The organism is Akkermansia sp. AE01SA01, assembly GCF_036417395.1.
Taxonomy (GTDB): Bacteria; Verrucomicrobiota; Verrucomicrobiia; order Verrucomicrobiales; family Akkermansiaceae; genus Akkermansia.
Map to the genome: position 1 here is coordinate 1,844,777 of NZ_CP143890.1, position 23,926 is coordinate 1,868,702.

Annotated in this window: 21 protein-coding genes and 1 tRNA gene; 17 read left to right on the forward strand and 5 right to left on the reverse strand. The window is 58.3% G+C overall.

What is annotated here, in order from left to right; translation table 11 throughout:
• Nucleotides 1–51 precede the first annotated feature (51 nt).
• The 14 genes from V3C19_RS07420 (at nt 52) to V3C19_RS07485 (ending at nt 16,211) form a co-directional block, all read left to right on the forward strand.
• On the forward strand, nt 52–561 hold the full coding sequence (locus tag V3C19_RS07420) for a ferritin (RefSeq protein ID WP_161981416.1): 510 nt from the start codon (nt 52–54) through the stop codon (nt 559–561).
• Nucleotides 562–908: 347 nt separating this feature from the next.
• Nucleotides 909–1,412, forward strand: coding sequence for a hypothetical protein (locus V3C19_RS07425; protein ID WP_130084672.1), 504 nt, complete (start codon nt 909–911; stop codon nt 1,410–1,412).
• A 748-nt stretch (nt 1,413–2,160) separates the two neighbouring features.
• The gene (locus tag V3C19_RS07430; protein ID WP_130084673.1) at nt 2,161–2,595 is read left to right on the forward strand and encodes a MarR family transcriptional regulator; all 435 of its coding nucleotides are present in this window, start codon (nt 2,161–2,163) and stop codon (nt 2,593–2,595) included.
• 209 nt (nt 2,596–2,804) lie between these two features.
• Nucleotides 2,805–4,028: a tryptophan synthase subunit beta gene (gene trpB, locus V3C19_RS07435; protein WP_130084674.1), complete on the forward strand. Its 1,224-nt coding sequence runs from the start codon at nt 2,805–2,807 to the stop codon at nt 4,026–4,028.
• A gap of 44 nt (nt 4,029–4,072) precedes the next feature.
• Nucleotides 4,073–5,011, forward strand: a complete 939-nt coding sequence (locus V3C19_RS07440; RefSeq protein ID WP_295877148.1) for a phosphotransferase — start codon at nt 4,073–4,075, stop codon at nt 5,009–5,011.
• Between the two features lie 16 nt (nt 5,012–5,027).
• On the forward strand, nt 5,028–6,500 hold the full coding sequence (locus V3C19_RS07445) for a hypothetical protein (RefSeq protein WP_295932224.1): 1,473 nt from the start codon (nt 5,028–5,030) through the stop codon (nt 6,498–6,500).
• Entirely contained in the window at nt 6,497–6,952 is a 456-nt protein-coding gene (locus tag V3C19_RS07450) for a low molecular weight protein arginine phosphatase (RefSeq protein WP_295932226.1), read from the forward strand. The genes V3C19_RS07445 and V3C19_RS07450 overlap by 4 nt, the downstream gene beginning before the upstream one ends.
• Nucleotides 6,953–6,993: 41 nt before the next feature.
• A complete protein-coding gene (locus V3C19_RS07455; RefSeq protein WP_295932231.1) occupies nt 6,994–7,467 on the forward strand; it encodes a L,D-transpeptidase in 474 nt (157 codons plus the stop codon).
• A gap of 152 nt (nt 7,468–7,619) precedes the next feature.
• Entirely contained in the window at nt 7,620–8,999 is a 1,380-nt protein-coding gene (locus tag V3C19_RS07460) for a cytochrome ubiquinol oxidase subunit I (protein WP_130084679.1), read from the forward strand.
• Nucleotides 9,000–9,022: 23 nt separating this feature from the next.
• Nucleotides 9,023–10,060: a cytochrome d ubiquinol oxidase subunit II gene (gene cydB, locus V3C19_RS07465; protein ID WP_130084680.1), complete on the forward strand. Its 1,038-nt coding sequence runs from the start codon at nt 9,023–9,025 to the stop codon at nt 10,058–10,060.
• 80 nt (nt 10,061–10,140) lie between these two features.
• Nucleotides 10,141–12,897: a 2-oxoglutarate dehydrogenase E1 component gene (locus tag V3C19_RS07470; RefSeq protein ID WP_295877137.1), complete on the forward strand. Its 2,757-nt coding sequence runs from the start codon at nt 10,141–10,143 to the stop codon at nt 12,895–12,897.
• A gap of 13 nt (nt 12,898–12,910) precedes the next feature.
• On the forward strand, nt 12,911–14,005 hold the full coding sequence (locus V3C19_RS07475) for a 2-oxo acid dehydrogenase subunit E2 (RefSeq protein ID WP_295932233.1): 1,095 nt from the start codon (nt 12,911–12,913) through the stop codon (nt 14,003–14,005).
• Nucleotides 14,006–14,281: 276 nt separating this feature from the next.
• Nucleotides 14,282–15,703 (forward strand): cytidylate kinase family protein, encoded by a 1,422-nt coding sequence (locus tag V3C19_RS07480; RefSeq protein WP_295932234.1) that lies wholly within the window; start codon nt 14,282–14,284, stop codon nt 15,701–15,703.
• Between the two features lie 76 nt (nt 15,704–15,779).
• Complete coding sequence (locus tag V3C19_RS07485; protein WP_295932236.1) at nt 15,780–16,211, forward strand: pyrimidine dimer DNA glycosylase/endonuclease V; 432 nt, start codon at nt 15,780–15,782, stop codon at nt 16,209–16,211.
• 563 nt (nt 16,212–16,774) lie between these two features.
• Here V3C19_RS07485 and V3C19_RS07490 read toward each other — a convergent pair.
• Nucleotides 16,775–16,849, reverse strand: a tRNA-Gly gene (locus V3C19_RS07490).
• Between the two features lie 189 nt (nt 16,850–17,038).
• Between V3C19_RS07490 and V3C19_RS07495 the strand changes: the two genes are divergently transcribed.
• From V3C19_RS07495 to V3C19_RS07505, 3 genes are read left to right on the forward strand one after another with little or no spacing between them, the layout of a single operon-like run.
• A complete protein-coding gene (locus tag V3C19_RS07495) occupies nt 17,039–17,167 on the forward strand; it encodes a hypothetical protein (protein ID WP_275124806.1) in 129 nt (42 codons plus the stop codon).
• A 9-nt stretch (nt 17,168–17,176) separates the two neighbouring features.
• The gene (locus V3C19_RS07500; RefSeq protein ID WP_130084685.1) at nt 17,177–17,917 is read left to right on the forward strand and encodes a serine protease; all 741 of its coding nucleotides are present in this window, start codon (nt 17,177–17,179) and stop codon (nt 17,915–17,917) included.
• Nucleotides 17,918–17,936: 19 nt separating this feature from the next.
• Nucleotides 17,937–18,962, forward strand: coding sequence for a PDZ domain-containing protein (locus V3C19_RS07505; RefSeq protein WP_130084686.1), 1,026 nt, complete (start codon nt 17,937–17,939; stop codon nt 18,960–18,962).
• A gap of 186 nt (nt 18,963–19,148) precedes the next feature.
• On the opposite strand, the gene V3C19_RS07510 is transcribed toward V3C19_RS07505, so the two are convergent.
• Genes V3C19_RS07510 through V3C19_RS07525 form a run of 4 tightly spaced genes read right to left on the reverse strand, consistent with a single transcriptional unit; the run spans nt 19,149 to nt 23,597 of the window.
• Nucleotides 19,149–19,994: a hypothetical protein gene (locus tag V3C19_RS07510; protein WP_130084687.1), complete on the reverse strand. Its 846-nt coding sequence runs from the start codon at nt 19,992–19,994 to the stop codon at nt 19,149–19,151.
• Between the two features lie 40 nt (nt 19,995–20,034).
• Nucleotides 20,035–21,555, reverse strand: a complete 1,521-nt coding sequence (locus V3C19_RS07515; RefSeq protein WP_161981417.1) for an SUMF1/EgtB/PvdO family nonheme iron enzyme — start codon at nt 21,553–21,555, stop codon at nt 20,035–20,037.
• 14 nt (nt 21,556–21,569) lie between these two features.
• Nucleotides 21,570–22,784, reverse strand: a complete 1,215-nt coding sequence (locus tag V3C19_RS07520) for a hypothetical protein (protein WP_161981418.1) — start codon at nt 22,782–22,784, stop codon at nt 21,570–21,572.
• A 21-nt stretch (nt 22,785–22,805) separates the two neighbouring features.
• A complete protein-coding gene (locus V3C19_RS07525) occupies nt 22,806–23,597 on the reverse strand; it encodes a hypothetical protein (RefSeq protein ID WP_149876528.1) in 792 nt (263 codons plus the stop codon).
• Between the last annotated feature and the right edge of the window lie 329 nt (nt 23,598–23,926).

The window sequence follows — 23,926 nt, forward strand, 5'->3', positions numbered from 1 at the left end:
CTGCGGACTTTGTTTTGTAGAAGGAAAGGGAAATCAACAGGATTATTTATTATGATCAGTACAACAATGGCAACTGCTCTGAATGAGCAAATCAAATGGGAAATGTATTCCGCCAACCTCTACCTCGGCATGTCCGCCTACATGCAGGACGCCGGCCTCACGGGGTTTGCCCACTGGATGCGCGTCCAGTACCAGGAGGAAACCGCCCACGCCCTGAAGCTCTATGATTTTCTGCTGGCCCGCGGCGGCCAGGTGGTCATGCTTCCCATTGACGCTCCCGCGGCCCAGTGGGCCAACGTACTGGAAGTGTTCGAAGCCACGCTTGCGCATGAACAGGAAGTTACCCGCCGCATCAATGAGCTGGTGCGCCTGGCCAAGGAGGAAAAGGACTTTGCCACGGACATTTTCCTGCATTGGTTCGTCAGCGAGCAGGTGGAGGAAGAGGAAACCGTCAAGGACATCATCAGCAAGCTCCGCCTGATCAAGGGAGAAGGCCAGGGAATGCTCCTCCTGGACAAGGACCTGGGTTCCCGCGTCTTTACCCCTCCACCCGCCAATTAACGCGCAACAAGCGGCTTTCCGGCCATTCTCCGGCCCTGTTTCATGAAAAACCGTGCCCCGGAGAATGGCCTTCCCCTCTCCCCGCCGGAGGGATAGACTTTCCTTCCCCTGTACAGCCCGTTTGAAAAAAGCCGTTTTACTACCCACGATATTCCCTACCGCCAGCGTTCCTGTTTTTCATGGACCGAGATTTGTTCCCAGATTCCGGACTTCCGGCTCAATCATCAATCGCCTCCTGCGGCGGTACGGGTAGACGCCTTTCCCCGGAATTGCCCGGCTAATCAACGTCCCCGTCTCCGTTTCTTCTCCACGGGAAGGCAAAATACACTCCCTCTCTTCACAAACACATGAAAGAATTTGAAGAAGCATTGACGAGCCAGGGCAAACACCCCTCCATTCCGGAAGAAGACAACTGGTTCGGTCCGTTGGTGGGAACCTGGGACATGGAATGGATTGACGGCCATGGTACGGAACAGGAACGCCATGTTCCGGGGGAATGGATTTTCTCCTGGGTTCTGGAAGGCACGGCCATTCAGGACATCTTTATCTGCCCTTCCCGCCAGGCCAGGAAGACGAAAACGTGGCCGGATGCGGCCTACGGAACAACCATCAGGATTTACCACCCCGGAAAACGCGCGTGGGACATCTTTTACGGAACCGCCGGGGAAGCCGTACAACTTGAAGCTAAAAAGGAGGACGGCCAGATCATCCTGACCGAAATCACGCAAAAGAACATGAAATGGATTTTTTCCGACATCACGGATCATACGTTCCATTGGAAAAACATCCATACCCCGGATGGAAAGAACTGGCTGGTCGGCGGAGAAGCATTTGCCACCAGAAGGCAGTAACAGGAAGGAAAGCTTCCCGTCCACCCGAATATCCCTGAATTGAAGGGAAAACCCGGAGAAAAATGCCTCTCTGCACGTGAGCCTGCCCGCCCGGCTCCTCGCCTGTACCGTCTCCGGACCTGACTCTGAACTGACGCCTTTCCACAGTCTTTCACCCCCGTTTACCCCTCCTGCACGGAAACTTCGCATCGGCGGAGCCATTTCCTGGCAGACAGCACTTTAGGGGCATTTTCCATAAGGATGTTTTAAAGAAAAAAGCCTCCTCCACGGAGAAGGCATTCCAACTCTTCCGGAACGGGCCTGGCACCGCAAATCCACCGTTTTCCATCCCCTTGAAGCGCCTCCGCTCCGGCATAAAACTTTCCGTTGGAAGTGGCAAATTCCAGCCTTTTTCCCGTTTCCGCCATCCTGATCCGGCAGGGCCTTGTCATCCTGCATCCATCTTTTTCCGGCATTTTTGACAGCTATAAATGCCGGATACGGAAATGATTTATTTTCTCAGCAGGTTACGCATCTTTTTTACATGTTATTCACATTATATCATCAAAATAATATCATTCTATTCACATTCAACATATTGTATAAAAGTTACCACCAAAAGTCGTACTATCCGCAAATGTAAAATTTTAATAAAAATTTATCTTTTTGACTTGCTCCGGAAAGATGCAAGAGGTAGGTTTGCCGAACCGCCGGACAGCTTCCGGATGCGAACACAGCACCAAACTTACCCCAAACATTCACAACGTCGATGAACTCCATTTCTGAAGAAGCAAACAAGCTGGCGGACTTCGTCCTGCTCACCCAGCGTTCCTGCATTCTCAACCTCTCTCCGGAGCTGAATGAAGGCAAGGTTTCCTACCCTCAGTTTTTCCTGCTGACCTATCTGGCCAGCGAGGACTTCCTGAGCATGTCCAGCATCGCGCAGAAGATGGGCCATTCCACGGCGGCGGCGACCGGCATGGTGGACAAACTCCAGGAAATGGGCTACCTGACCCGCATGAGCGCGGCCAAGGACAGACGCAAGATCATGGTCGCCATCACCCAGGAAGGGCGGGAACTGGTGGACCGCATGCGCCAGAACATCGTCCGGGACCTGGCCGCCCTGATGGCCGGTCCGGACCATGAGGCGCGCCAAGCCATCGCGGACACCGGCAAGTCCATCAAAAGACGCCGCCTGGGCTGAAAACCGGGCACAGGTCCGTTTCTTTCCCCCTCCCTGCCAGCCATGCAGGGAGGACGTTGAAGGAGGAGTTCCTCCTCCCGGCCGTTCCTGCCTGCCGGAACGCTTTTCACGGCCGCTTTCCAGCTCTTAAATCGGGCTTCCGGTGGAGATTGTTTTTGCCTGGACCGGGTCATCGTGCTAAATACTGGCAGTCACGAATGAAACACACCATGGATCTCCATACTTATCTGCGCAATTTTCCGGATGCCCGGGGTCGCTTCGGCGAATACGGCGGCGTCTATCTGCCGGACGAACTCGTCCCCGCCTTTGAAGAAATCACGGAGGCTTACCAGACCATCGCCCATTCCGCCCAGTTCATCAACGAACTGCGCCGCATCCGCAAGCAGTTCCAGGGGCGTCCCACTCCCGTTTACCACTGCGAACGCCTGTCCCGCCACCTGGGCACCTCCCAGATTTACCTGAAGCGGGAAGACCTGAACCACACGGGCGCGCACAAGCTCAACCATTGCATGGGGGAAGGCCTTCTCGCCAAATATATGGGCAAAAAACGCATCATTGCGGAAACGGGCGCGGGCCAGCACGGCGTGGCGCTGGCGACGGCGGCCGCCTTCTTCGGCTTGGAATGCGAGATTCACATGGGAGCGGTCGACATTGCCAAGCAGGCGCCCAACGTCACACGCATGAAAATTCTGGGAGCCAAGGTCGTTCCCGTCACCCACGGACTCCAGAGCCTGAAGGAAGCCGTGGATTCCGCCTTTGATTCCTACCTGAACAGCTACAAGGACTCCATTTACTGTATCGGGTCCGTGGTAGGCCCCCACCCCTTCCCCCAAATGGTGCGCGACTTCCAGATGTGCATCGGCGTGGAAGCCCGGGAACAGTTCCTGGAAATGACCGGACTGCTCCCGGACGCCGTGTGCGCCTGCGTGGGCGGCGGCAGCAACTCCATGGGCATGTTCACCGCCTTCCTGGGCGATCCGCTGGATATTTACGGCGTGGAGCCGCTCGGCAAAGGCCCCAAACTAGGGGAGCATTCCGCCTCCATCACCTACGGGAGCAAGGGCGTTCTGCACGGTTTCGAAAGTATCATGCTCCAGGATGACGACGGCAACCCCGGCCCGGTCCATTCCGTGGCCAGCGGCCTGGACTACCCCTCTGTGGGGCCGGAACACGCCTACCTGCACGACATCGGCCGCGTGAATTATGTAACCGCCACGGATGAGGAAGCCGTGGATGCCTTCTTCAAACTTTCCCGCTATGAGGGAATCATTCCGGCCCTGGAAAGTTCCCATGCCATTGCGTATGCCATGAAGTGGGCGCAGGAAAACCCCGGAAGAGCCATTCTGGTCAACTGTTCCGGCCGCGGTGACAAGGACGTGGACTACGTCGTGGAAAACTATGGCTATGGAGAAAACCACCAGTTCCCCGCCTGATTCCTTCCCTTTCCGCCTGCACGGCGGCTCCCTGCATTCCTCCCATGAAAGAACTCTCCCGCCTGGTCCAACGGAGCTTTCACGTCACGCCCCGGGAAGAGGACTTCCGGACGATTGCCCTCGGCGCATCCGGCCGCACTATTGTGCGCATCGGCCTGGGAGACCGGACCTGCATCGGCATTCTCTGGGGAGATGATCGCGCGGACAACGACTCTTTCATCCCCGCGGATCGCCATTTGCGCGCCAACGGCGTCAACGTGCCGGAGGTCTATGACTACGAACCCCTAGGCCCTGGCTGCGGAGCAGCCCTGGCGGAAGACCTGGGAGACGACAATCTCCTGTCTTTCAGAAGCGAACCCTGGGAGAAACTCCGTTTCCGCTACATCCGGGCCATGGAACAGCTCCGCCTGCTGCATGAATGCCCCTTCCCGGAAAATTTTTCTTTTCAACCCTCTTTTGACGAATCCCTGTACCGCTGGGAGCAGGAATATTTTGCGGAACATCTGCTGGGCACGCACCTGGGCCTGTCCGCGAACGGCTTCCTGAACCATCCCGCGCTGCGGAAAATGGCGCAATTCCTGGCCGGCCTGCCGCTCTGCCCCGTTCACCGGGACAGCCAGTCGCAGAACGTGCACATCCATGCAGGAAAAACTTGGCTGATCGACTTCCAGGGCATGCGCGGCGGACGTCCGGAGTATGACCTGGCTTCCCTGGTGTTTGACGGGTACGCGCATCTGGAAACGGAACAGACGGACGAACTGCTCCGGGAATGGGAGCACCTCACCGGGCGCGCCCTGGACCGCGACATCTTCCGAGCATGCGCACTGCAAAGGCTCATGCAGATGCTGGGCGCGTACGCCAACATCGGCCACAACAAAGGGAAAACTTGGTATCTGAAACAAATCCCCGCAGGGCTGGCGCATCTGCGCCGTCTTCTCCCCGGTTCCATGCTTGCCGAGCCTCTGGCAGGCATGCTAGAATAACTATTTGGCCGCCCTGATGACTCTTAAACCCAAATTCCTGCTCATTCTGTCCCTTTTCCAGCTCTCGCTGGGGCTGGGTTGGATATTCGGCTACCTGCTCATCCCCCCTACCGTCTTTTTTTATGAACGGGCCGCCGTCCGCGCCCTGCAAAAGGAATACCACACCATAAGGACGGAGGGGCTGAACGCCGAAAGCGACATTGTTCTACAGCCTTACGAGTTTTTCAACAAGGGACAGACGGCCCCTCTCCCCGTCGTCTCCCTGCACCGGGAATCCGCCCTGAACAGTTTCCCCACCTATCCGCCCAATCCGATGGACTATACGGTTCTGTTCCGCCACCTGTACGAACAGGGCGCCAGAAACGTTTACGTCATTGCCCCCATGGCCTGGGAAGAGGAACCCGACAACATCGTCAAATCTGCCGTGGGATATGAACTGGACCGCTTCCGCCACAAAGCGCTGGGACGCCAGATGAGCGAATCATCCCGCAGAGCGTCCCTGCCGTCCGGCTGGAAGCATTTGGCCATCCCTCCCGGTAACATCATCGGCAAAACGGACCAATTCCCCCGTGCGGACAGGCTGGTGGGGGAAGCACCCCAAATAACCACGGAAGCCGGCACGCTGGGAACGGTTGTGGAAAACAGCGACCTGTTCTCCGCAAGCCAGGAAAGCGGCAAATCGTTCCCTCTCTTTGTCCGCTGGGGAGAAGACATCATCCCCACCCTTCCCCTCGTCGCTGCGCTGAATGCGCTGGACCTGGACCCGGAAGACGTCAGGCTCATCCCCGGCGATACCCTCCTTCTCGGCAACAACCGTTCCATTCCGCTGGATGAATATGGCCGCATCCCGCTGGCGGAAAACAGCGCTCCCACGCTACTGGACACGCAGGAAGTCATCGTTCCCGTCATGTCCGGCCTCCGTCCCCCGGATATGAGCACCGTCAGAAAACTCCTTTCCTCCGCAGACGCCGTCATCGTTTCCGAACCCTTCACCCCCTCCGAGGCTCCCGACGCCCAGGCGCTCCTGACGGCAAAAACCATCCGCAGCATCATGGGAGCCCTGTCCCCGGCCCCTCCCGTGCTGGTTCCGGTGGCTCCCGCATGGGTACAATGGGTCATTGTGCTGGACGTGCTGCTCCTGGCCACGTGGGCCCTCCGCTTCCGGAAACGGGGGCGCTGGCTCTTGTGGATCCTGTGCATCCTGTCGGCGCCCATCCTTGCGTGGTACCTTTTTTCCGTACACGGGGTGTGGTTCCCCGTCATGACTCCCGTAACCGGCGTGCTGGGCGTGGCCCTGGCCGGCAGCCTGATTCCCTGGTTTTCCCCTCCTTTACATGATGCGGAAGAAGATGACGAGGAAGATCCGCCGCCCTCCACCCTTCCGGAAAACGGAAACGGAGCCGGCAGCGTTCTCCCTCCGGACAACCTGTACCAGGAACCTAATGAGGTTCCCATTCCGCACCACCCCAAAAAACAGTCTGATTCATGAACCAGCGTAAAAAGATCCTCTTCATCTGCACCGGAAACACGTGCCGCAGCCCCATGGCTGAAGGCCTCTTCCTGAAGCTTTCCGCCAGCCATCCGGAATGGCTCGCGGGGTCCGCAGGTACGGCGGCCTGGAACGGGCAGGGAGCAAGTCCGGAAACGCTCCATGTCCTGAGGGAGCACGGAGTAAACCTTTCCGGCCATGCAAGCCGCGCCGTCACGCAGGAACTGGTGGAAGAATCCACGGACATCTACACGATGACGGAAAGCCATCTGGCCGTCATGCTGGCCAACTTTCCCGAACACGCGGACAAGATCAGGCTGGTCACCTGCTACACGGACAACAGGAACATCAGTGACCCCATCGGATGCGGGCAGGCCGCCTACAACAACGTGGCGCGGCAGCTCACGGACGCCATTCGCGCCATCATCGCCCGCATGGAGCAGGAAGCCTAATCCCATTCCCGTTCCCCTTTTCTCTTTTTTCCTTTCCCGGCATGTCTCCTCCCGCGGTTCTGCACATTAATCTTTCCCGGCAGAAGCTGACCCTGGAATCCGCCGGAACAATCCTGTTTTCCTGCCCTGTTTCCAGCGGGAAAGCCGGCACAGGCAGTCAGCAGGGGTCAGGAAAAACGCCCCTGGGCCGCTTCCGCATCTGCAAAAAAATCGGAGCGGGACTGCCTGAGGACACCATCTTCGTCTCTCGGCTCCCGGTTGGCCGCTACCCGGCCGCCATCCCGGAGGGCATGAATGAACATTCTGACTTCATCCTGACGCGCATCCTGTGGCTGGACGGCCTGGACCCCGGAAACGCCAATACGCGGGAGCGCTACATCTACATCCACGGCACCAACCGGACGGACAGCCTCGGAACACCGGACTCCCACGGCTGCATTCGCCTTTCCCCGCAGGACATGCTGACCCTTTTTGACTTGACGGAAGAAGGCACGGAAGCGTTCATCCGCCTTTAAGCCCTTGTTTTTTAGAGAAAATCTAAAAAAGTTGTCAGAGCAGAAGGAAAATAATTGAACAAAGCCCTCTCCGGGATGTATAAAACATAAAGGTTCCGGAATTTGGCTGCCGGCATCTTGTTCCATAAACAACCACTCATCCCCAATCAATCATGGACGATCCGGTCTTATTATCCCGTCTTCAGTTTGCCGTCACCATCATGTTCCACTACATCTTCCCGCCGATGACCATCGGCCTGGGGGTGGTACTGGTGGCACTGGAAGGCCTCTGGCTGAAAACAAAAAACGAGCTCTACCACAAGCAGGCCAAATTCTGGACCAAGATATTCGGCATCATCTTCGCGCTGGGCGTGGCCTCCGGCATCGTGATGGAATTCCAGTTCGGCACCAACTGGGCGGACTACTCCCGTTGCGTAGGCGACATCTTCGGCAGCCCCCTGGCGGCGGAAGGCATCTTCGCCTTCTTCCTGGAATCCGGCTTCCTGGCCATCCTGCTCTTCGGCTGGGACAAAGTGGGGCCCAAAATGCACTTCTTCTCCGCCTGCATGGTGGCCCTGGGCGCCCATTTCAGCGCCATCTGGATCATTGTGGCGAACTCCTGGATGCAGACGCCCGCCGGCTACAAGCTGGTGGAAGTAAACGGAAAAATCCAGGCGCACATCACCAGCTTCTATGATGTGGTCTTCAACCCGTCCACGGTGGACCGCCTGACGCACGCCCTGGCGGGGTGCTGGCTGGCGGGAGCCACGCTGGTGCTCAGCGTCTCTGCCTGGTATATCCTCAAAAAACGCTTCACGGGCGGAGCCAAGAAAAGCTTCAAGGTAGCGCTGGTCATCGGACTGATAGGCGTGGTAGGCATGGGCATCACGGGAGACTCCAGCGCTCGTGAAGTCTCCATCCACCAGCCCGCCAAATTTGCCGCCATGGAAGGCGTGATGGAATCGGGGGCTCCGCAGTCGCTCCACCTCGTCGGCTGGATGAACCCGTCCACCCATGAAGTGACGGGCATCTCCATCCCGTACATGCTCACTTTCCTGACTCATCATGACCTGGATACCCCCATCACCGGCATGAACGCCATTCCGCAGGACGAACGCCCCCCCATCCTGCCCGTCTTCTACTCCTTCCACCTCATGATCCTCATCGGCTGTGCGCTGGGCGCCCTGTTCCTGCTGGGCCTCTGGGCGTGGAAACGCGGCTGGCTCTTTGAAAAACGATGGCTGCTCTGGTGCTTTGTCTTCTCCGTATTGGGGCCGCAGATTGCCAACCAGGTAGGCTGGGCAGTGGCGGAAATGGGCCGCCAGCCCTGGATCGTGTACGGCATCCTGAGGACGGAGCACGCCGTCTCCCCCACCCTCACCGCGGCGGAGGCACTCTCCTCGCTGGGCATGTTCTTCGTCATCTATACCCTGCTTCTGGCCCTCTTTCTTTATCAAATCACCCATAAAATCCACAAAGGCCCCGACCAGGAAGCGAAGGAAGACGACGGCACGGGTGAAGGCAAGCTTCAGGTCCCCTTCGTCAAAGACTAATCCCCATCCCCCCACTTAAAACCATGTTGGACAACCTCACTCTCGCAGACCTGCAAATCATCTGGTTCATCCTCGTCGGCGTACTCTTCTCCGGCTACGCCGTTCTGGACGGTTTTGACCTGGGAACCGGCACCCTCCAGTTCTTTATCAAGGGAGATGAAAACAGGAGGCTGATGCTCAATGCCGTGGGTCCCGTATGGGACGGCAATGAAGTCTGGCTCATCACGGGAGGGGGCGCCCTCTTCGCCGCCTTCCCGTACGTGTACGCCTCCGTCTTCTCCGGATTCTATCTGGCTTTCATGCTCCTGTTGCTCACCCTTATCTTCCGGGCCGTCTCCATCGAATTCCGGAGCAAGCAGCCCATGCCGTGGTGGCGCAAAGGCTGGGACATCACTTTCTCCGTCAGCAGCCTCCTTGCGGCCCTGCTCATCGGGGTGGCCATGGGGAACGTCACCAGGGGAATCCCGCTGGACGACCAGGGCAACTTCACGGGAACCTTCCTCAGCCTGCTGAACCCCTACGCCATCCTGCTGGGCCTCACGACGGTGGCCCTCTTCGCCATGCACGGCGGCATCTTCCTGATGATGAAAACGCAGGGTGAACTCCAGCAGCAAATCAAAAGGCTCCTCAAGCCCTGCATCATCATCTTTACCATCCTGATCATCGTTCACGGCGCGGCCACGCTCCTGTACGTGCCGCACGTAGCGGCGGCGCTGGAACGCTCGCCCTGGATCTACGGCATCGCCGCGCTGGCGGCTGTTTCCATTGCGGCCATCTGGATATTCATGAGCAAAAACCGGTCAGGCTGGGCCTTCATCGCCTCCTGCTCCACGATGGGGTGCATGATGGCCATGTTTGGGGCCTCCATGTTCCCCAACCTGCTATACTCCATGCCCAATCCGGAGCACTCCCTTACCCTCGTCAACGGTTCCTCCACACGGGAAAGCCTGATAGTGATGACCTACATCGCCCTCATCGGTGTTCCAATCGTCCTCGCCTACTCCGCAGCCATCTACTGGGTCTTCCGCGGAAAGGTGCAACTCAACGAGCACAGCTATTAATGGTTGGAAATTCCGCCTTCAGAAAGCGGACGACAATCAGCGAATAAACCACTGTTCACCATTCCGTCCATCCTTCCCGCATGAACGCCTCCATCTTCTCCAGACTCACGCCTGAGGAAATCACGGCGCTCCATGAAACATGGAAAAACGATCCGCTGTCCGTAGATCCCCTTTGGGCGGCCTACTTTGAGGGATACGAGCTGGGCAGCGGCGGCGCTCCGCGGGAAGAGGAAAACGCCGCGGACGCTTCCCCGTACACGGTTCCGCCGGAAAGTGCGGAAGGCCGCGGGCGCGTCAACCAGCTCATCCGGGCATACCGGGTCATGGGGCACAAATGCGCCCGCTTCAACCCGCTGGACTCTCCGGAGGAAGCGACCGTTCCCGTACGTCCGGAAGAACTGGGCTTCCGCCCGGAAGACATGGACCAGCCCATCAACATCGGCACCTTCCAGAAAGGGCGCATCTTCACCCTCCGGGAAATCATCGCCCACCTCCGGAACACCTATTGCGGGGCCATCGGATTTGAATACCAGCACATTGACAACCTGGAAATCCGCTCGTGGATTGAGGAAAAAATAGACCGCCGGGCGGACGGCGTGGACTACGGCCCGGAAACCCGCCGGGACGCCTTCATCCACCTCTGCAAGGCGGAACTGTTCGAGGAATTCCTGGGCAAGCGCTTCATCGGGGAAAAACGCTTCTCCCTGGAAGGGGGGGAAGGCGCCATCGTCCTGCTGGACGCCCTGGTCAAACGCTGTCCTGCGGCGGCCATCTCCCACGTGGAAATGGGCATGGCCCACCGGGGCAGGCTCAACGTGCTGGCAAACATCCTCCACAAGCCGCTGAAAACCATCTTTTACGAATTCACGCCGGACTACCTTCCGGAATCCCCCATCGGCCGCAGCGACGTGAAATACCACCTGGGCTATGCCGCCACGCGCCACGTGGACGGCGTGCCCCTGCACATCAACCTCTCCTCCAATCCCAGCCACCTGGAAGCCGTCTACCCCGTGGTGGAAGGCCGCGCCAGGGCCAGGCAGCACAGCCTGGATGACATGGAAAGAAAGCATGTGCTCCCGCTTATTCTCCACGGGGACGCCGCCTTCGCCGGACAGGGGCTGGTGGCGGAAGTGCTCAACCTCTCCCAGCTGAAAGGCTACCGGACCGGCGGTTCCATCCACCTGATCATCAACAACCAGATCGGCTTCACCACCAGCCCGGATGAAGCCCGCTCCTCCCATTACGCCACGGACGTGGCCCAGATGCTGGAAGCGCCCATCCTGCACATCAACGGGGAAAACCCGGAAAACCTGATCTGGGCCGCGGAATTCGCGCTCCAGTTCCGCCAGAAATTCGGCCGCGACATCATTCTGGACATGTACTGCTACCGCCGCCTGGGACACAATGAAACGGACCAGGCCGCCTTCACAGCCCCCATGCAGACCAAAAAAATAGAGGCGCGCCCCACGGCGGCGGCCCTGTACGGAACCCTGCTCCGGGAACGGGGGGAACTGACGGAACAGGAGGAACATGGCATCAGGGAACGCATCTGGAACGGCATGCAGCAGGCATACGACCAGATGAAGGAGCACCCGGCGGACTACATCCTCCCGGTCAGCGCGCAGGATGCGGATGAATCCCCCATTCCCCGCCTCAGCGTGCGCACGGGCATCAGCCCGGACCTCTTCCGGCGCATCGGAGACATCCTGACGGAACTGCCGGAAAACTTCACGCCCCACCCTACCCTGGAAAAACGCTTCCTCTCCCGCCGCCGTGAAGCCTTCCGGGAAGACGGCCCGCTGGACTGGGCCATGGCGGAATCCCTGGCATGGGGATCCCTGCTCACGGAAAACCACACCGTTCGCCTCTCCGGGCAGGACTGCCAGCGCGGCACCTTCTCCCAGCGGCATGCCGTCCTGCATGACTTCAACAACGGCTCCGTGTACACGCCGCTGGAAAAACTGAACCACGGCACCACCGCCTTCCGCATCTACAACTCTTCCCTGTCGGAAGCCTCTGTGCTGGGCTTCGAATACGGTTATGCCCTGGAAAGCCAGGACGCCCTGGTCATGTGGGAAGCCCAGTTCGGCGACTTTGCCAACGGAGCCCAGGTCATCGTGGACCAGTTCATTGCGGCCGCGGAAGCCAAATGGCACCAGAAATGCCGCATCGTGCTGCTCCTGCCCCACGGTTACGAAGGGGCTGGGTCCGAGCACTCCAGCGCCCGCATGGAACGCTACCTCCAGCTCTGCGCGGACGACAACATGCAGGTCATCAACCCGACCACACCCGCCCAATACTTTCACGCCCTGCGCCGCCAGATACACCAGAACGTACACAAGCCCCTCATCGTCTTCACGCCAAAAAGCCTGCTCTCCCGGCCGGAAGCCGCCTCCGCCCGCCGTGAATTCCTGGCTCCGTCCCGGTTCCACGAAGTACTGGCTGATCCGGAAAGCCCGGCTCCGGACAAAATCACGCGCGCCGTCTTCTGCACGGGAAAAGTCTACTACGACCTGAACGCTTACCGAAAGGAACGCGGCATCACGGACACCGTCATCATCCGCGTGGAGCAAATCTACCCGCTGGCGCAGGAACAGCTTACCTACCTGCTCGCCCCCTACCAGAAAGTGCGCGACTTCGTGTGGTGCCAGGAGGAACCCTCCAACATGGGGGCATGGGGACATCTGCGCAACCGGCTGGGCCGCCTATTCGCCACCTCGTTCCGCTATGCGGGGCGCCCCCCAATGGCCTGCCCGGCGGAAGGGGCCAAGGCCCTGCACGCCGCCGCGCAAAAACGACTCATCGCCACGGCCTTCGGACCGCGCGCCCAATCCTGACCATCACCATCCCATGAGCGACATCCTGATCCCCAGTTTCGGAGAATCCATCACCGCCGCCACCGTAGCCGCATGGCACAAGGGCGCCGGAGACGCAGTGGCCAGAGGAGACGCCCTGGTCACGCTGGAAACGGACAAAGTCTCCACGGATCTGGAAGCGGATGAGGACGGCATGCTGGAAATCCTCGTACCGGAAGGAGCTGAAGCCCCCATCGGAGCCGTTCTGGGCCGCATTGCCCCGTCCGCCGGAACTTCCGTTCCGGAAAAGGAAGAGGCCACCGTGCTTCCGGAACCGGAAAACACCCCGCAGCCGGACGTAAAAAAGGCGGCATCTCCTCCGGAGGAACTCCCGGAACAGGCGCACGAACCGTCGGAAACACCACGGGAAAAGCAATCCGCCGGGCCGGAACAGGCCGCACCCCGCTTCATCAGGAAACCCATGAGCCCCCTGCGCCGCACCATCGCGGCCCGGCTGGCACAAGTCCAGCACCAGGCGGCCATCCTCACCACCTTCAATGAATGCGACATGAGCGCCGTCATGGAACTGCGCAGGCAATTCAACGCCTCCTTCCGGGAAAGGTACGGCACCAAGCTCGGCTTCATGGGCTTCTTCATCAAGGCCGCCGTCAAGGCGCTCAAGGAAGTGCCGCAGGTCAACGCTAAAATAGACGGCACGGACATCGTGGAAAACCTGTACTACGACATCTCCGTCGCCATCGGCACGGACAAGGGCCTCGTGGTGCCCGTCTTGAGGGACTGCGACCGGAAAACGCTCCCGGAACTGGAACTGGAACTCGCCGCGCTGGCGGAAAAAGCACGAAAGGGCGCCCTTTCCATGCAGGACCTGCAGGGAGGGTGCTTCACCATATCCAACGGGGGCACGTACGGCTCCCTGCTCTCCACCCCCATCCTGAACCCGCCCCAGAGTGGCATTCTGGGCATGCACGCCATCCAGGAACGCCCCGTCGTCAGGGACGGCCAAATCACCATTCGGCCCATGATGTACCTGGCCCTCTCCTACGACCACCGCCTGGTGGACGGGAAACAGGCCGTACAATTCCTCATCGCCGTGAAAAACGCCGTGGAAAACCCGGTATTCGAGCTGTAGGAAAACCTCCCGCCCCCACCCCGGATCCAAAATCCCGGTACGAACGGGAACAGGCAAAACGGCCTCTTCCCCCGCACCCTCCTTCATGCGCGGCTTCGCTTCTCCAGCCGTTTCCCATGTCTATTCCCGGTCAGGGTTTCCGGACGGAATCACAGGCGTCCGCCATCCTTCATGCCTGAAGCATCCATGTGAAAGCAAATGAAAAAAAGCGGCCACCGGAATTCCGGCTTTTGAACCCTTGACTTGATGCTGACATAAGGACTAACATCCGGTACCATGGCAGACTATCACGTACGGAGAAGCATTGGAGAACACATCCTGCGCTGCTTCGTCCTGGTGGCGGCCCTCTTCATCATGTCCCTGGGCATCGCCCTGTCCGCCAAAGCCAGCCTGGGGGTCTCCCCCATCTCCTGCACGCCCTATATCCTCAGCCTGGCCCTCCCTCTGAGCATGGGGACCATCACCATCCTCATGCACCTGAGCTTTGTCGCCGTGCAGGCGGCCCTGCTCAAAAGGCAGTTCCGGCCCGTCCACCTGCTCCAGATCCCCGTGGTCTTCGTCTTCGGCATGCTGACGGACTTCTCTATGTGGCTGGTATCTCCGCTGGAACCGGCGGGGTACGCCTGGTCCGCAGTAATCTGCCTGCTGAGCTGCGTCATTCTGGGCTTCGGAGTCTTCATGCAGGTCAAGGCGGACGCCGTCCTGCTGGCGGCGGAAGGCATGAACCTGGCGTTCGTCAAACTCTTCAAATGGGAATTCGGAGCCGTGAAAACCGGCATGGACTGCACGCTCGTCTGCATCGGCCTCGCCTGTTCGTTTTTCCTGCTGCACGGCCTCTCCGGCATCCGGGAAGGAACCGTCGTGGCCGCCATTCTGGTGGGAATGATCGTCCGGTTCTTCAACAAACACGTATTCTGGCTGGACAGGCTGCTGGAACGCGCCGCACGGCCCGGCGCCATGCAGGCCCCTCTGCCGTCCGCAGAAACGGCGGCCTACGCTCCGGATGCGCCTCTGGTTATCTCCATTGACCGGGAATACGGCTCCGGCGGCCACGCCATCGGCGCCATGATCGCGGAACGGCTCGGCATCCAATTCTATGACTCGGAACTGGTGTACCTCACCGCGACGCAAAGCGGCCTCACACCGGACTACATCCGCAGGCACGAACAACAGCTTGCCAGCCGCTTCCTTTACGAGCTCTACGCCCAGAACTATGCCTACACGGCGGAAGAACAGCCGCCGGAAGACGCAACCTTCCTGGCCCAGAGCAAAGTCATCCGGGATATCGCCGCCAAACACGCCTGCGTCATCGTGGGCCGCTGCGCCAACTTCATCCTGAAAGGCCGTCCCAACCTGTTCAGCGTCTTCCTCCATGCCGACCCCGCCACCCGCATGCAGCGCGTCGTGGAAAACTACGGAGTCTCCCCCCGCAGCGTAGCCCGGACAATGGACACGATGGACTCCCGCCGCCGCAACCACTGCCTGCACTACACCGGACAGGAACTCGGCAACGCACGTCTTTACGACTTGTGCATCAACACATCGGACTACGGTCTGGAACGCACCGCGGAACTCATTCTGGAAGCCGTCAAAACCCGGGCGCAGGAAACTTCCTCCCCGGTATACACGCCCGTCACGGAACAAACTCCTTCCCCTGCGGAACCGGAAAACCTTCAGGGAGAAATCGCATTAGCCTGAAACATCCGGAATATGCCGGACGGCTTCCTTCCGTCTCCCCTTCAACGCTCGGATGCCTCCTGCGGTCCAAAAAATCATGAGGCTCTGGTCCCTTCACCCGTCATATCTGGATTCCTCCGGACTGGTCGCCCTGTGGAGGGAAGGACTGCTGGCCCGGAAAGTGCTCTCAGGCCAGACCAAAGGCTATATCCATCATCCCCAGCTCCAACGTTTCCGGGAAACTCCCCATCCTCTTCAAACGCTGGACGCCTATCTGAAAGCCGTTCATGACGAATCCCTTCGCAGGGGCTACCATTTCGACCTTCAGAAAATCGCGCCCGTGGAACCGCTTCCCCTTCTCCCCCTGCCGGAAAAACAACTGGAATATGAATTCCGCCACCTTCTGAACAAATTGCAGAACAGGGATCCCCTCCGTTACGCCTCCCTGCTTCCAACCCCATTCATCCTCCCCCATCCCCTCTTTCAAGTAGGACCAGGGGAGAGGTGCCCCTGGGAAAAGCACCGGTAAAAACATGACCGGGAATCACCATCAATTTCCCCAATTCCCCCTTAACCTGTCCAACTATGCTGACACCGTATTTCCTGAATAACAAGTTCCGTATTCTTTCAGCCATTGAACAAGAGGATCTTTAATGCCGGGAATATATCTCTTGTCACGCAGGATGGATTTTGACTTGTTTCCAGTGAGTGAAACGTTCACATCCACGTTCAACAGAGTTCCCTTGGCTTCCTTTTTCAATTATTCGGCAACGAAGCGAGCTCGAAGTTCGGCTTCCTTCATAACAGCGTTTTCCGATTTACCCGGAGACTGATGGAGCAAATATTAATGCGGCTGGTACGTCCCTTGAGTTTACCGCTTATACGGAAGCAAGCTTACCATGAATTCTCATGTTTAATGATTCCAGATATAATGATTTGTGTGTATGTGGTTTTGATCATTTGCTACATTCAGAAAACCCGATATATGGCAGAATCATAGCAGAACCACAAACTTAGGTGCAGCAACACACAATCCAAAACCTCAAAACACCTTAAAATGCAAGGATTTATACAATAACAAAGACAAAAAAATGGAGCGGATGATGGGATTCGAACCCACGACATCAACCTTGGCAAGGTTGCGCTCTACCCCTGAGCTACATCCGCTTTGAATGAATAGTGACGCGGACCGCGTCGCTGAACGATTTATACGTCAATACAGGCAAAAAGCAACCTTTATTTTCCTGTTTTCCGGGTGCGCTTCTTTCCGTTCCGATTGTTCTGTCATGAGAAAGTATGCCTTATCAATGAATTTCTCTCGTCAGACGGAGCGGCAAATTCTATGTTAGAAAAAACATGAAAGAGTTGTTCATCACCTTCATCACGCTGGCGGGACTGGTCATTGGAATTACCTGTTACAACTCCATAATGGGGAACGGACAGACGGATGGCCGGAAGCAGGAAATTCCCGCTTCTGAACAATAATCCGGTATCATGAAAAAAACCTTGCGAAGATTCTGCCTTTCCACCGTTTTATGCGGAACGGTCCTGTTGGCTGCCATGCAGCAGGGTGTTGCCCAGTCTGCGTCCGCATCATCCAGAATTCTGCGTACCACGCCGCAATCCGTGGAAGATTTGCAGAGAATCGAGCACCAGCTTCAGGCCGTGCTTCCCAAAGTGCTCTCTGCCCTGGTATGCATTCAGGTAAACAACAGCAGCGGAACCGGCATTCTGGTCTCCGAAAAGGGACTGATTTTTTCAGCCGCTCACGTAGTCGGCAAGAAAGACACCGTCCTCAAGATCATTTTACCGGACGGTACCCGCATACCGGGAAAAACCACGGCTGAGAACAGTGATTCAGATGCGGGCATTGCAGAGATTTCCACCAGGCTGAACAAGAATCTTCCCATCGTCGAGAAGGCCGAAAACCGGCCGCAGGTGGGGGACTGGGTCTTTGCCCTGGGCCACGGCGGCGGCCTGGACCGGAAACGCGGTCCCATGGTGCGCCTGGGACGGATCGTTTCCTTGAAAAACGATGTCATCCAGACGGACTGCAAACTCATCCGCGGCGATTCCGGAGGCCCGCTTTTCAACCTGAACGGGGAATTAATCGGTATTCACAGCCGGGTCGGTTCCGGTCTGGAAGACAATCTGCACGTTCCCATGAAAGAGTTTGATGCCCTGACGGTTCCTCCGGAGGAAGACAAGGCGGCGTCTCCCGGACGGAACGGTTAATTCCATTCATTTCCCTGCCATGAAGTTTCTCCCTTATGCATATTTGTTTCCTTTGGCGGCGTTATGGATTCCCTGGGCTTCGGCTGAAGGAAGCAATGGCAGCCTGGACTTTGAACAGCGCATCAACGGCAAGGTCGTTCTGAAAACCATTGAACCCGTTCGGGAACGATTGCAGAATCTAAGCGCCGTCTTTTTTTCCAAACATGACGTAGTGGCCTACGGCGTGATCCTGACGCCGGACGGCTATATCGCCACGAAGGCGTCCGAATTCGAGTCCCGCAACGGCCTGCTCATCCGCATAGGTTCCTCCAAGTATGAAAGTTTTCAGGTAGTCGGCACAGACCCGGCCACGGACATTGCCCTGATCAAGGTGGATGCCGCCGATCTTCCGGCGCCGGGCCCTGTGAGCAGCGATGCTCCCATTGGCATGCTCGTGGTCAGCAACGGGTCCACCACCAGAATTTCCCGCCGTCCCCAGCTGGGTACCATCAGCGCCGCACGGCGCCCCATCCCAAACAAGGATACGGTCTATCTGGGCGTGGTGTTCGGAGCCCCCTGCTCTTTTCAGGAAGTGGTCAAGGATGGTCCGGCCTTCCAGGCGGGCGCCCTGGCCGGAGACAGGATTGTAGCCCTGGACGGTACTCCCGTCTCCACACTGGAAGACATTTCCCCCATTTTATCGAAAAAAGCCATCGGGGAAAAACTCAAGCTGCGCGTCAGGCGCGAAGACAGGGAGATTTCCTACACCGTCACTCTGGGTTCACGGCGCAAGGCGCTGGGGGATCAGGTCCCGGAAACATCCAATGATGAGATCAGCGGCGGCTTCAGCAAACGGCGCGACGATTTTCCGATGGTTCTCCAGCACGACACCCCCTCCCGATTCACGCTGATGGGAGGGCCGCTCCTCAACCTCAAAGGAGAATTAATCGGCATGAATATTGCCAGAGTGAACCGGGCGGAGAATTACGCCCTGCCGATCGAAGTAGTGCAGGAGAGCATGAAGCGCATTCTGAAAAACAACCGGAAACCGAAGCCGGAGAAATGACGGAATGATTTCCCCTTTTTCCCTTTCTTTCCCACAGGCCGGGAAGGAGGAAATAATCCGCCTCCGGCGGCCCAATCCCACATCTGCAGCATGTCTGCACAACGGCCTGTTCGGGAAATACGGACGGATTAGCGGCGCCCGCAGGCGTTCCCCCTTTGCACCCGGATCCACGGTCCGGGTGTTTTCTTACATCCCCGGCACCACGGATGCATCCGGAACAGCCTTGGGCTGCACCGTAGGATCATAATGCTCGGCTCCCGTCACGCGCACGCTGCCGTCCGGCAGGAACACCATGCTGGGCGTACCCATTACTTTCTTAAAATACTGGAGCTTTTCCATCGTTCCCCGGTAGTTGATGCGCGCATAGGCGCACAATGTGGGAGTGGTGGGGAAGAAAACGTGCATGTTGGCCTTCCCGTCCACCAGGCACTGCGGACGGGTGGTGCCCAGCCAGTTTCCCACACACACGGCATTGTACGCCACACCCGTTTCCGGGTCCCTGGTCTGGATGTACAGCTTCTGGATACCCCGCTCCGGAATGGTGCATACGGAGAACTTGCATTTTTTGACACTCCCTGGAATGCCTACCGTCTGAGACCACATGGGCGTGCCCGTACGGATGGAAAACAGGGCCTTTGGGGAGGCGAACATGTCCTTTTCATTGGGCATCTTCACCACGGCCTGCACATGGTAGTTCCCCTCCCTGGACAAATTATAGAAATGCCGGAGGTCAATCTTGCGGGAGACGCTCATGCCGGCAGGAACGTTGAGCGGAGGAAAAACGGCAAAACGTGACTGCGGAAGCATCGCACCCCCGGTGGTGTGCTCCACGTGAATGTCCAGCCAGGAGGAATACTCGCGGCTTTTCAGTTCAACGGGCGTGCCGGAGTTGTTAGTCACCGTCAGCCTCATGTAGTTGCCCTCCCCGGTGAGGAAGGTTTTCTTTTCCGGAACGATTTTAACCGCTATCTGGGCCAGGGCTCCGGAGGCGCCCAGCAGCGCCAGCATCATGAATGCGAGAACATGTTTCATAGTGATTGAAGTGTTTATGTATTTGTCTGTTGAAAATGTGTCACCGGACAGGCCGCACGATTCTGAATCCCAAGTTGTCCCGGCATTCGTCGCGCGAGCGCAGGTATTCCACCTTATCCGTAATGCCGGGGTGCTTCCAGTCTCCGCCGCAGGCGACGGGGCCCGGAGGTTCCTTCACGCGCGCGGGGTCCTTTTCCACGGAAGAGGTCCATTCCATCACGCCGGAGGCCATGCCGCATATGCCGGTCTTCAGATCATAATCATTGCTGTACCTGTCAATGACCAGGGTTTTATCCCCCTTTTCGCCCGTTTCCATCAGGGCCCCCAGAGCCATCCATTCCTGGCGGGAAGGCAGCCGGTAGCGCGGTTCCCCAGACCCCACGGGTTTCCAGGCGGCATAGGCCCAGGCATCCCAGAAAGTGACGTTGACGACGGGGGAACGGGGAGTGATCCTCCTTCCCTTCCATTTGCCGCCTGGAGTGCTGGCGGCCTTCCACATGGCTTCCCAGTCACTGGGGACATGGGTGGCATTCTGCTTGTCCGGCTGATCCGGATGGGAATACTTTTCCTTCAGCTCCGGCGTCAGCCGGGACCACTGGTCCAGGAACAACCGGTAGGATTCCATCGTGATCTCATGGGCTCCCACGATGAGGTCCCCCGTACCGGGAATAGTGACGGGAACTTCCGTATGGTCGCTAGCGGAAAAATCCGGATAATGTTTCGGGGCCGGAGGCGGTCCTGACGGGGCCGTTTCTGCGGCCGGACCGGAGAAAAGAAGGAGGGCCGTGCCCGCACCGGCGGCCAAAACGCCCACCCCGGTCCATATCATCCACATCCGGGATTTTCTGACCGGTTCCGCCGGGACGGTATAGCGGTGGGTGGTCGCCCGGGGAGAAAGACCCAATTGCTCCCGAACCGCCGCTATCAGCTCCATGACCTGTTCCCACTGCATCCGGCTGCCGTTCTGCCCGTCGCGCATCCAGCCCAGCAGGGTGCTCATGCGCGTGGCGCCGGGCACGTCCGGCGTCACCAGGGGGAGAAGATACTCTCCCAGCTTTTCCATTTGTTCGCAGGACTGCGCTTCGTGAAAATTCCCGGGCATGGCTGTATTCATCACCCGCACGCAGGACTTGTCGTCCAGAAAGATATGGCGCGGCTCCATCAGGTTGAACGCCGTCTGCAAACGCTCGTACTTGCCGCAAATGGTCCCTGCCGTTTCAATCACTTTCAGCATATCCTTGACGGACAGGGTTTCCCCTCGGTCCAGCATGCCCTGGAGGGAAGAGCCGCCCAGCTGCTCGCTGGTAACGAACCAGTAGCCTTGGACCTGGGAAGCCTCGTACACCGTTCCCAGTACCGGTACGTTGATGGCGGCGCGCGTACGGGCCTTCATGATGAAATCCTCCACCGTCACTCCTTCCTGATTGTCCGGCACCAGCAATTCCATGAATACGGAACGGTCCATGCCCTGCTGGATGGCCTGGTAGAGAATACCCCCCCGCGTGCGGCCGACAAGAGCCACCAGTGTGTAGTCGCCAAAGTTATGAGGAAGATCGAACATGGAGCAGTCGGGCATCAGGGAGGCAGGAGGGAATCGTAGGAATCGGAGACCGGGGCGGCATCCACAGGGGGAAGCAGGCCGCCGTCGTAAAGTTCGGGCATGCCGGAGGGGGCGCTCTGCTTCATTTGTTCCAGCAAGAATAACACAGGAGGGGAGGCCTGGCAATCCATCGGTTCGCCCTTGTAGTACAATTTGGCGGTATAGCCGTAATACTTGAGGCTCCCGAAGGCGATCGTCTCCTCTTCCGTCAGAGGGGGCATGTAGTAGGTCATCTCCATGATTTCCTCCCCGTCCGCCCAGTCCACGGGTTCCGTTACCCATGTGTAGGGCAATTCCTGCGCACGCGTCTTTTCCACCTTTTTCCCGTTCACCTCGTCAAAAAACTGGATGATGATGCGCAGATCTTCCGGCCTGACGTTCAATCCGTCCTTCATGAGGATGGGGACCGTCAGCTTTACCCGCTCTCCGGTCCTGCATTCCGGGTCCCGGTATTCCAGAATGGTCCCGAAGGACATGTCGCCGCGCATGTCCGCAGCTCTTGAAAAGCCGGCCTGCAGATGCTTGGCCGCCCTGGAGAAGTACTTTCCCGCCTTCTCACGCTGGGTGTACACCTTCAGGAAAAACTCCCGGGACTTGTCGGCATTTCGCAACCATTCATAGGTCAGGCCGTAATAATAAAGCACCACCGGGTTGTCAGGCTCCATCCTCATGGCCTGTTCCAGCTTGAGCACCGCCACTTTCAGATCCCCCTCTATCTGGGCGTATCTGGCGGCCTTGACGAGAGCCGCCACCTCCTCGGTCATGGCCGGCATCACGTCGTCCGGATTTTCCGCCGGCAATGCAGACTGGGCGGAAACCGCCCCAGCATTTCCTGTAGGAGAAGAGGGAACCGCAGAAGGAATTTCCTCCGGATCGGCCAGATCCGCCGCCAGGAGCATTTCCTCCACGGAACGCGGCCTTACTGCAGAATTCGGATGGTCGGGAATCCCGGCAGGGTCTTCTTCAGCCGCGTCAGCACCGGTCTCGGCAGACGCCGCAGGGGATGCGACGGCAACTGGCTGCGGAACCGGAACCTGCACCACTTTTTCAACCACTACCGTCCTGCCGGACAGGCTGAAGGAAACGCCTACCATCAGCAGAAGCACAAAGGCCATTCCGCCCAATGTCCAGCAAGCCATGCCAAATGCCCGGTCACGCCCGTTTTTTGCCTGGGGAGGAAACTTACTCATACAGCATGCTCCGTATCAACATTAGCGCCCTTCTTTGGCGGAGGAAATTTCAGCCGCCTCCAGAATTTCTTCATAATCAATCACCTCTCCCTGATAACGCGCCAGCAGGGCCTTCATAAAATCTTCCGCATTGTTGGGAGAGTCCTCCTTGCGGAAGCCCCCGTAAGTCAGGCCGTCCAGCCTTACTCTCACCTTTCCGCACTCAGGCTTCAGAACCGCATGGGCCAGCCCCTTCATCTTCCACCTGCGCAGGTCCAGCCGGGCAATATCCTCCACCAGGAACTGCCTGCCGGCGGCAGTCACCCGGCCGTCTTCCAGGGCCATCTTCCTGCGGCGGGTTCTCACCAGCAGGAACAGGGCTGCCGCCGCCAAGACCATGCAAATACTGCCGGCCACCCATTGTTCAAAAATCTTGGAGCCGTCATACGGCTGCTCCACGGGCTTGAGCGGGTACTGCTTTTCCCCGGAATAAGCCTGCCATGCGGCGCTCCATCCCTTGCCGGGCGCAGACATCAGGTCGTAATCTGCCAGCACGGCAGGCCAGGGAGTTTCCTTCCTGTCCACTCCGGCGGGAATTTCATAATCTTCAGGAAAGTCCACTATGCGGGACTGGACGGTACGCGCCCATTCTCCGCTGTCGGCGCCATTCAGGCGGCTTTCCCGGTCAAACAGGGCTCCGGCATCCACAAAAGTCTTGTGCATGAAGTACTCCAGATTCTTCTGCGGATAGCCGGAAACAGCATCATAATAGAAATACGCGCCGAACCCCAGAAACATCAGGGCCATGACCAGTGCACGGCCGGTGAACCACATCGTCGGCTTACACTCTATCGTGTCAGACTGCATATCCCTTACATACCAGCAATTCCATGCCCTTGACCATAAAAAAAGCATGTGGAAGCGCACCTTTGGCGGAAAGCCGCCGGGAATGTCCTGCGGAGCCCCGTCAGTCCCCTGCCGCCACGGTCATCCGCGGGAAAAATGTTCCGGCTGTCCATGACCATCCGCATCCATGGGGAAAAATCTCTTTTTGCCGTCTTCTTGGCTTGATTTATTTTGTCAAAGTTAAATAATGGCACGCGCAAGGATTGCCCGTTCCCGCCAAGCGCCCGCAGGGCGGCAATTTTGGAAGACGGGCTGCA

Excerpts from the sequence above, each read along its gene's own strand:
- V3C19_RS07420 (WP_161981416.1), top strand. The coding sequence starts at position 52 with ATGATCAGTACAACAATGGCAACTGCTCTGAATGAGCAAATCAAATGG.
- V3C19_RS07425 (WP_130084672.1), top strand. The coding sequence starts at position 909 with ATGAAAGAATTTGAAGAAGCATTGACGAGCCAGGGCAAACACCCCTCC.
- V3C19_RS07430 (WP_130084673.1), top strand. The coding sequence starts at position 2,161 with ATGAACTCCATTTCTGAAGAAGCAAACAAGCTGGCGGACTTCGTCCTG.
- trpB (WP_130084674.1), top strand. The coding sequence starts at position 2,805 with ATGGATCTCCATACTTATCTGCGCAATTTTCCGGATGCCCGGGGTCGC.
- V3C19_RS07440 (WP_295877148.1), top strand. The coding sequence starts at position 4,073 with ATGAAAGAACTCTCCCGCCTGGTCCAACGGAGCTTTCACGTCACGCCC.
- V3C19_RS07445 (WP_295932224.1), top strand. The coding sequence starts at position 5,028 with ATGACTCTTAAACCCAAATTCCTGCTCATTCTGTCCCTTTTCCAGCTC.
- V3C19_RS07450 (WP_295932226.1), top strand. The coding sequence starts at position 6,497 with ATGAACCAGCGTAAAAAGATCCTCTTCATCTGCACCGGAAACACGTGC.
- V3C19_RS07455 (WP_295932231.1), top strand. The coding sequence starts at position 6,994 with ATGTCTCCTCCCGCGGTTCTGCACATTAATCTTTCCCGGCAGAAGCTG.
- V3C19_RS07460 (WP_130084679.1), top strand. The coding sequence starts at position 7,620 with ATGGACGATCCGGTCTTATTATCCCGTCTTCAGTTTGCCGTCACCATC.
- cydB (WP_130084680.1), top strand. The coding sequence starts at position 9,023 with ATGTTGGACAACCTCACTCTCGCAGACCTGCAAATCATCTGGTTCATC.
- V3C19_RS07470 (WP_295877137.1), top strand. The coding sequence starts at position 10,141 with ATGAACGCCTCCATCTTCTCCAGACTCACGCCTGAGGAAATCACGGCG.
- V3C19_RS07475 (WP_295932233.1), top strand. The coding sequence starts at position 12,911 with ATGAGCGACATCCTGATCCCCAGTTTCGGAGAATCCATCACCGCCGCC.
- V3C19_RS07480 (WP_295932234.1), top strand. The coding sequence starts at position 14,282 with ATGGCAGACTATCACGTACGGAGAAGCATTGGAGAACACATCCTGCGC.
- V3C19_RS07485 (WP_295932236.1), top strand. The coding sequence starts at position 15,780 with ATGAGGCTCTGGTCCCTTCACCCGTCATATCTGGATTCCTCCGGACTG.
- V3C19_RS07495 (WP_275124806.1), top strand. The coding sequence starts at position 17,039 with ATGAAAGAGTTGTTCATCACCTTCATCACGCTGGCGGGACTGGTCATT.
- V3C19_RS07500 (WP_130084685.1), top strand. The coding sequence starts at position 17,177 with ATGAAAAAAACCTTGCGAAGATTCTGCCTTTCCACCGTTTTATGCGGA.
- V3C19_RS07505 (WP_130084686.1), top strand. The coding sequence starts at position 17,937 with ATGAAGTTTCTCCCTTATGCATATTTGTTTCCTTTGGCGGCGTTATGG.
- V3C19_RS07510 (WP_130084687.1), bottom strand. The coding sequence starts at position 19,994 with ATGAAACATGTTCTCGCATTCATGATGCTGGCGCTGCTGGGCGCCTCC.
- V3C19_RS07515 (WP_161981417.1), bottom strand. The coding sequence starts at position 21,555 with ATGTTCGATCTTCCTCATAACTTTGGCGACTACACACTGGTGGCTCTT.
- V3C19_RS07520 (WP_161981418.1), bottom strand. The coding sequence starts at position 22,784 with ATGAGTAAGTTTCCTCCCCAGGCAAAAAACGGGCGTGACCGGGCATTT.
- V3C19_RS07525 (WP_149876528.1), bottom strand. The coding sequence starts at position 23,597 with ATGTGGTTCACCGGCCGTGCACTGGTCATGGCCCTGATGTTTCTGGGG.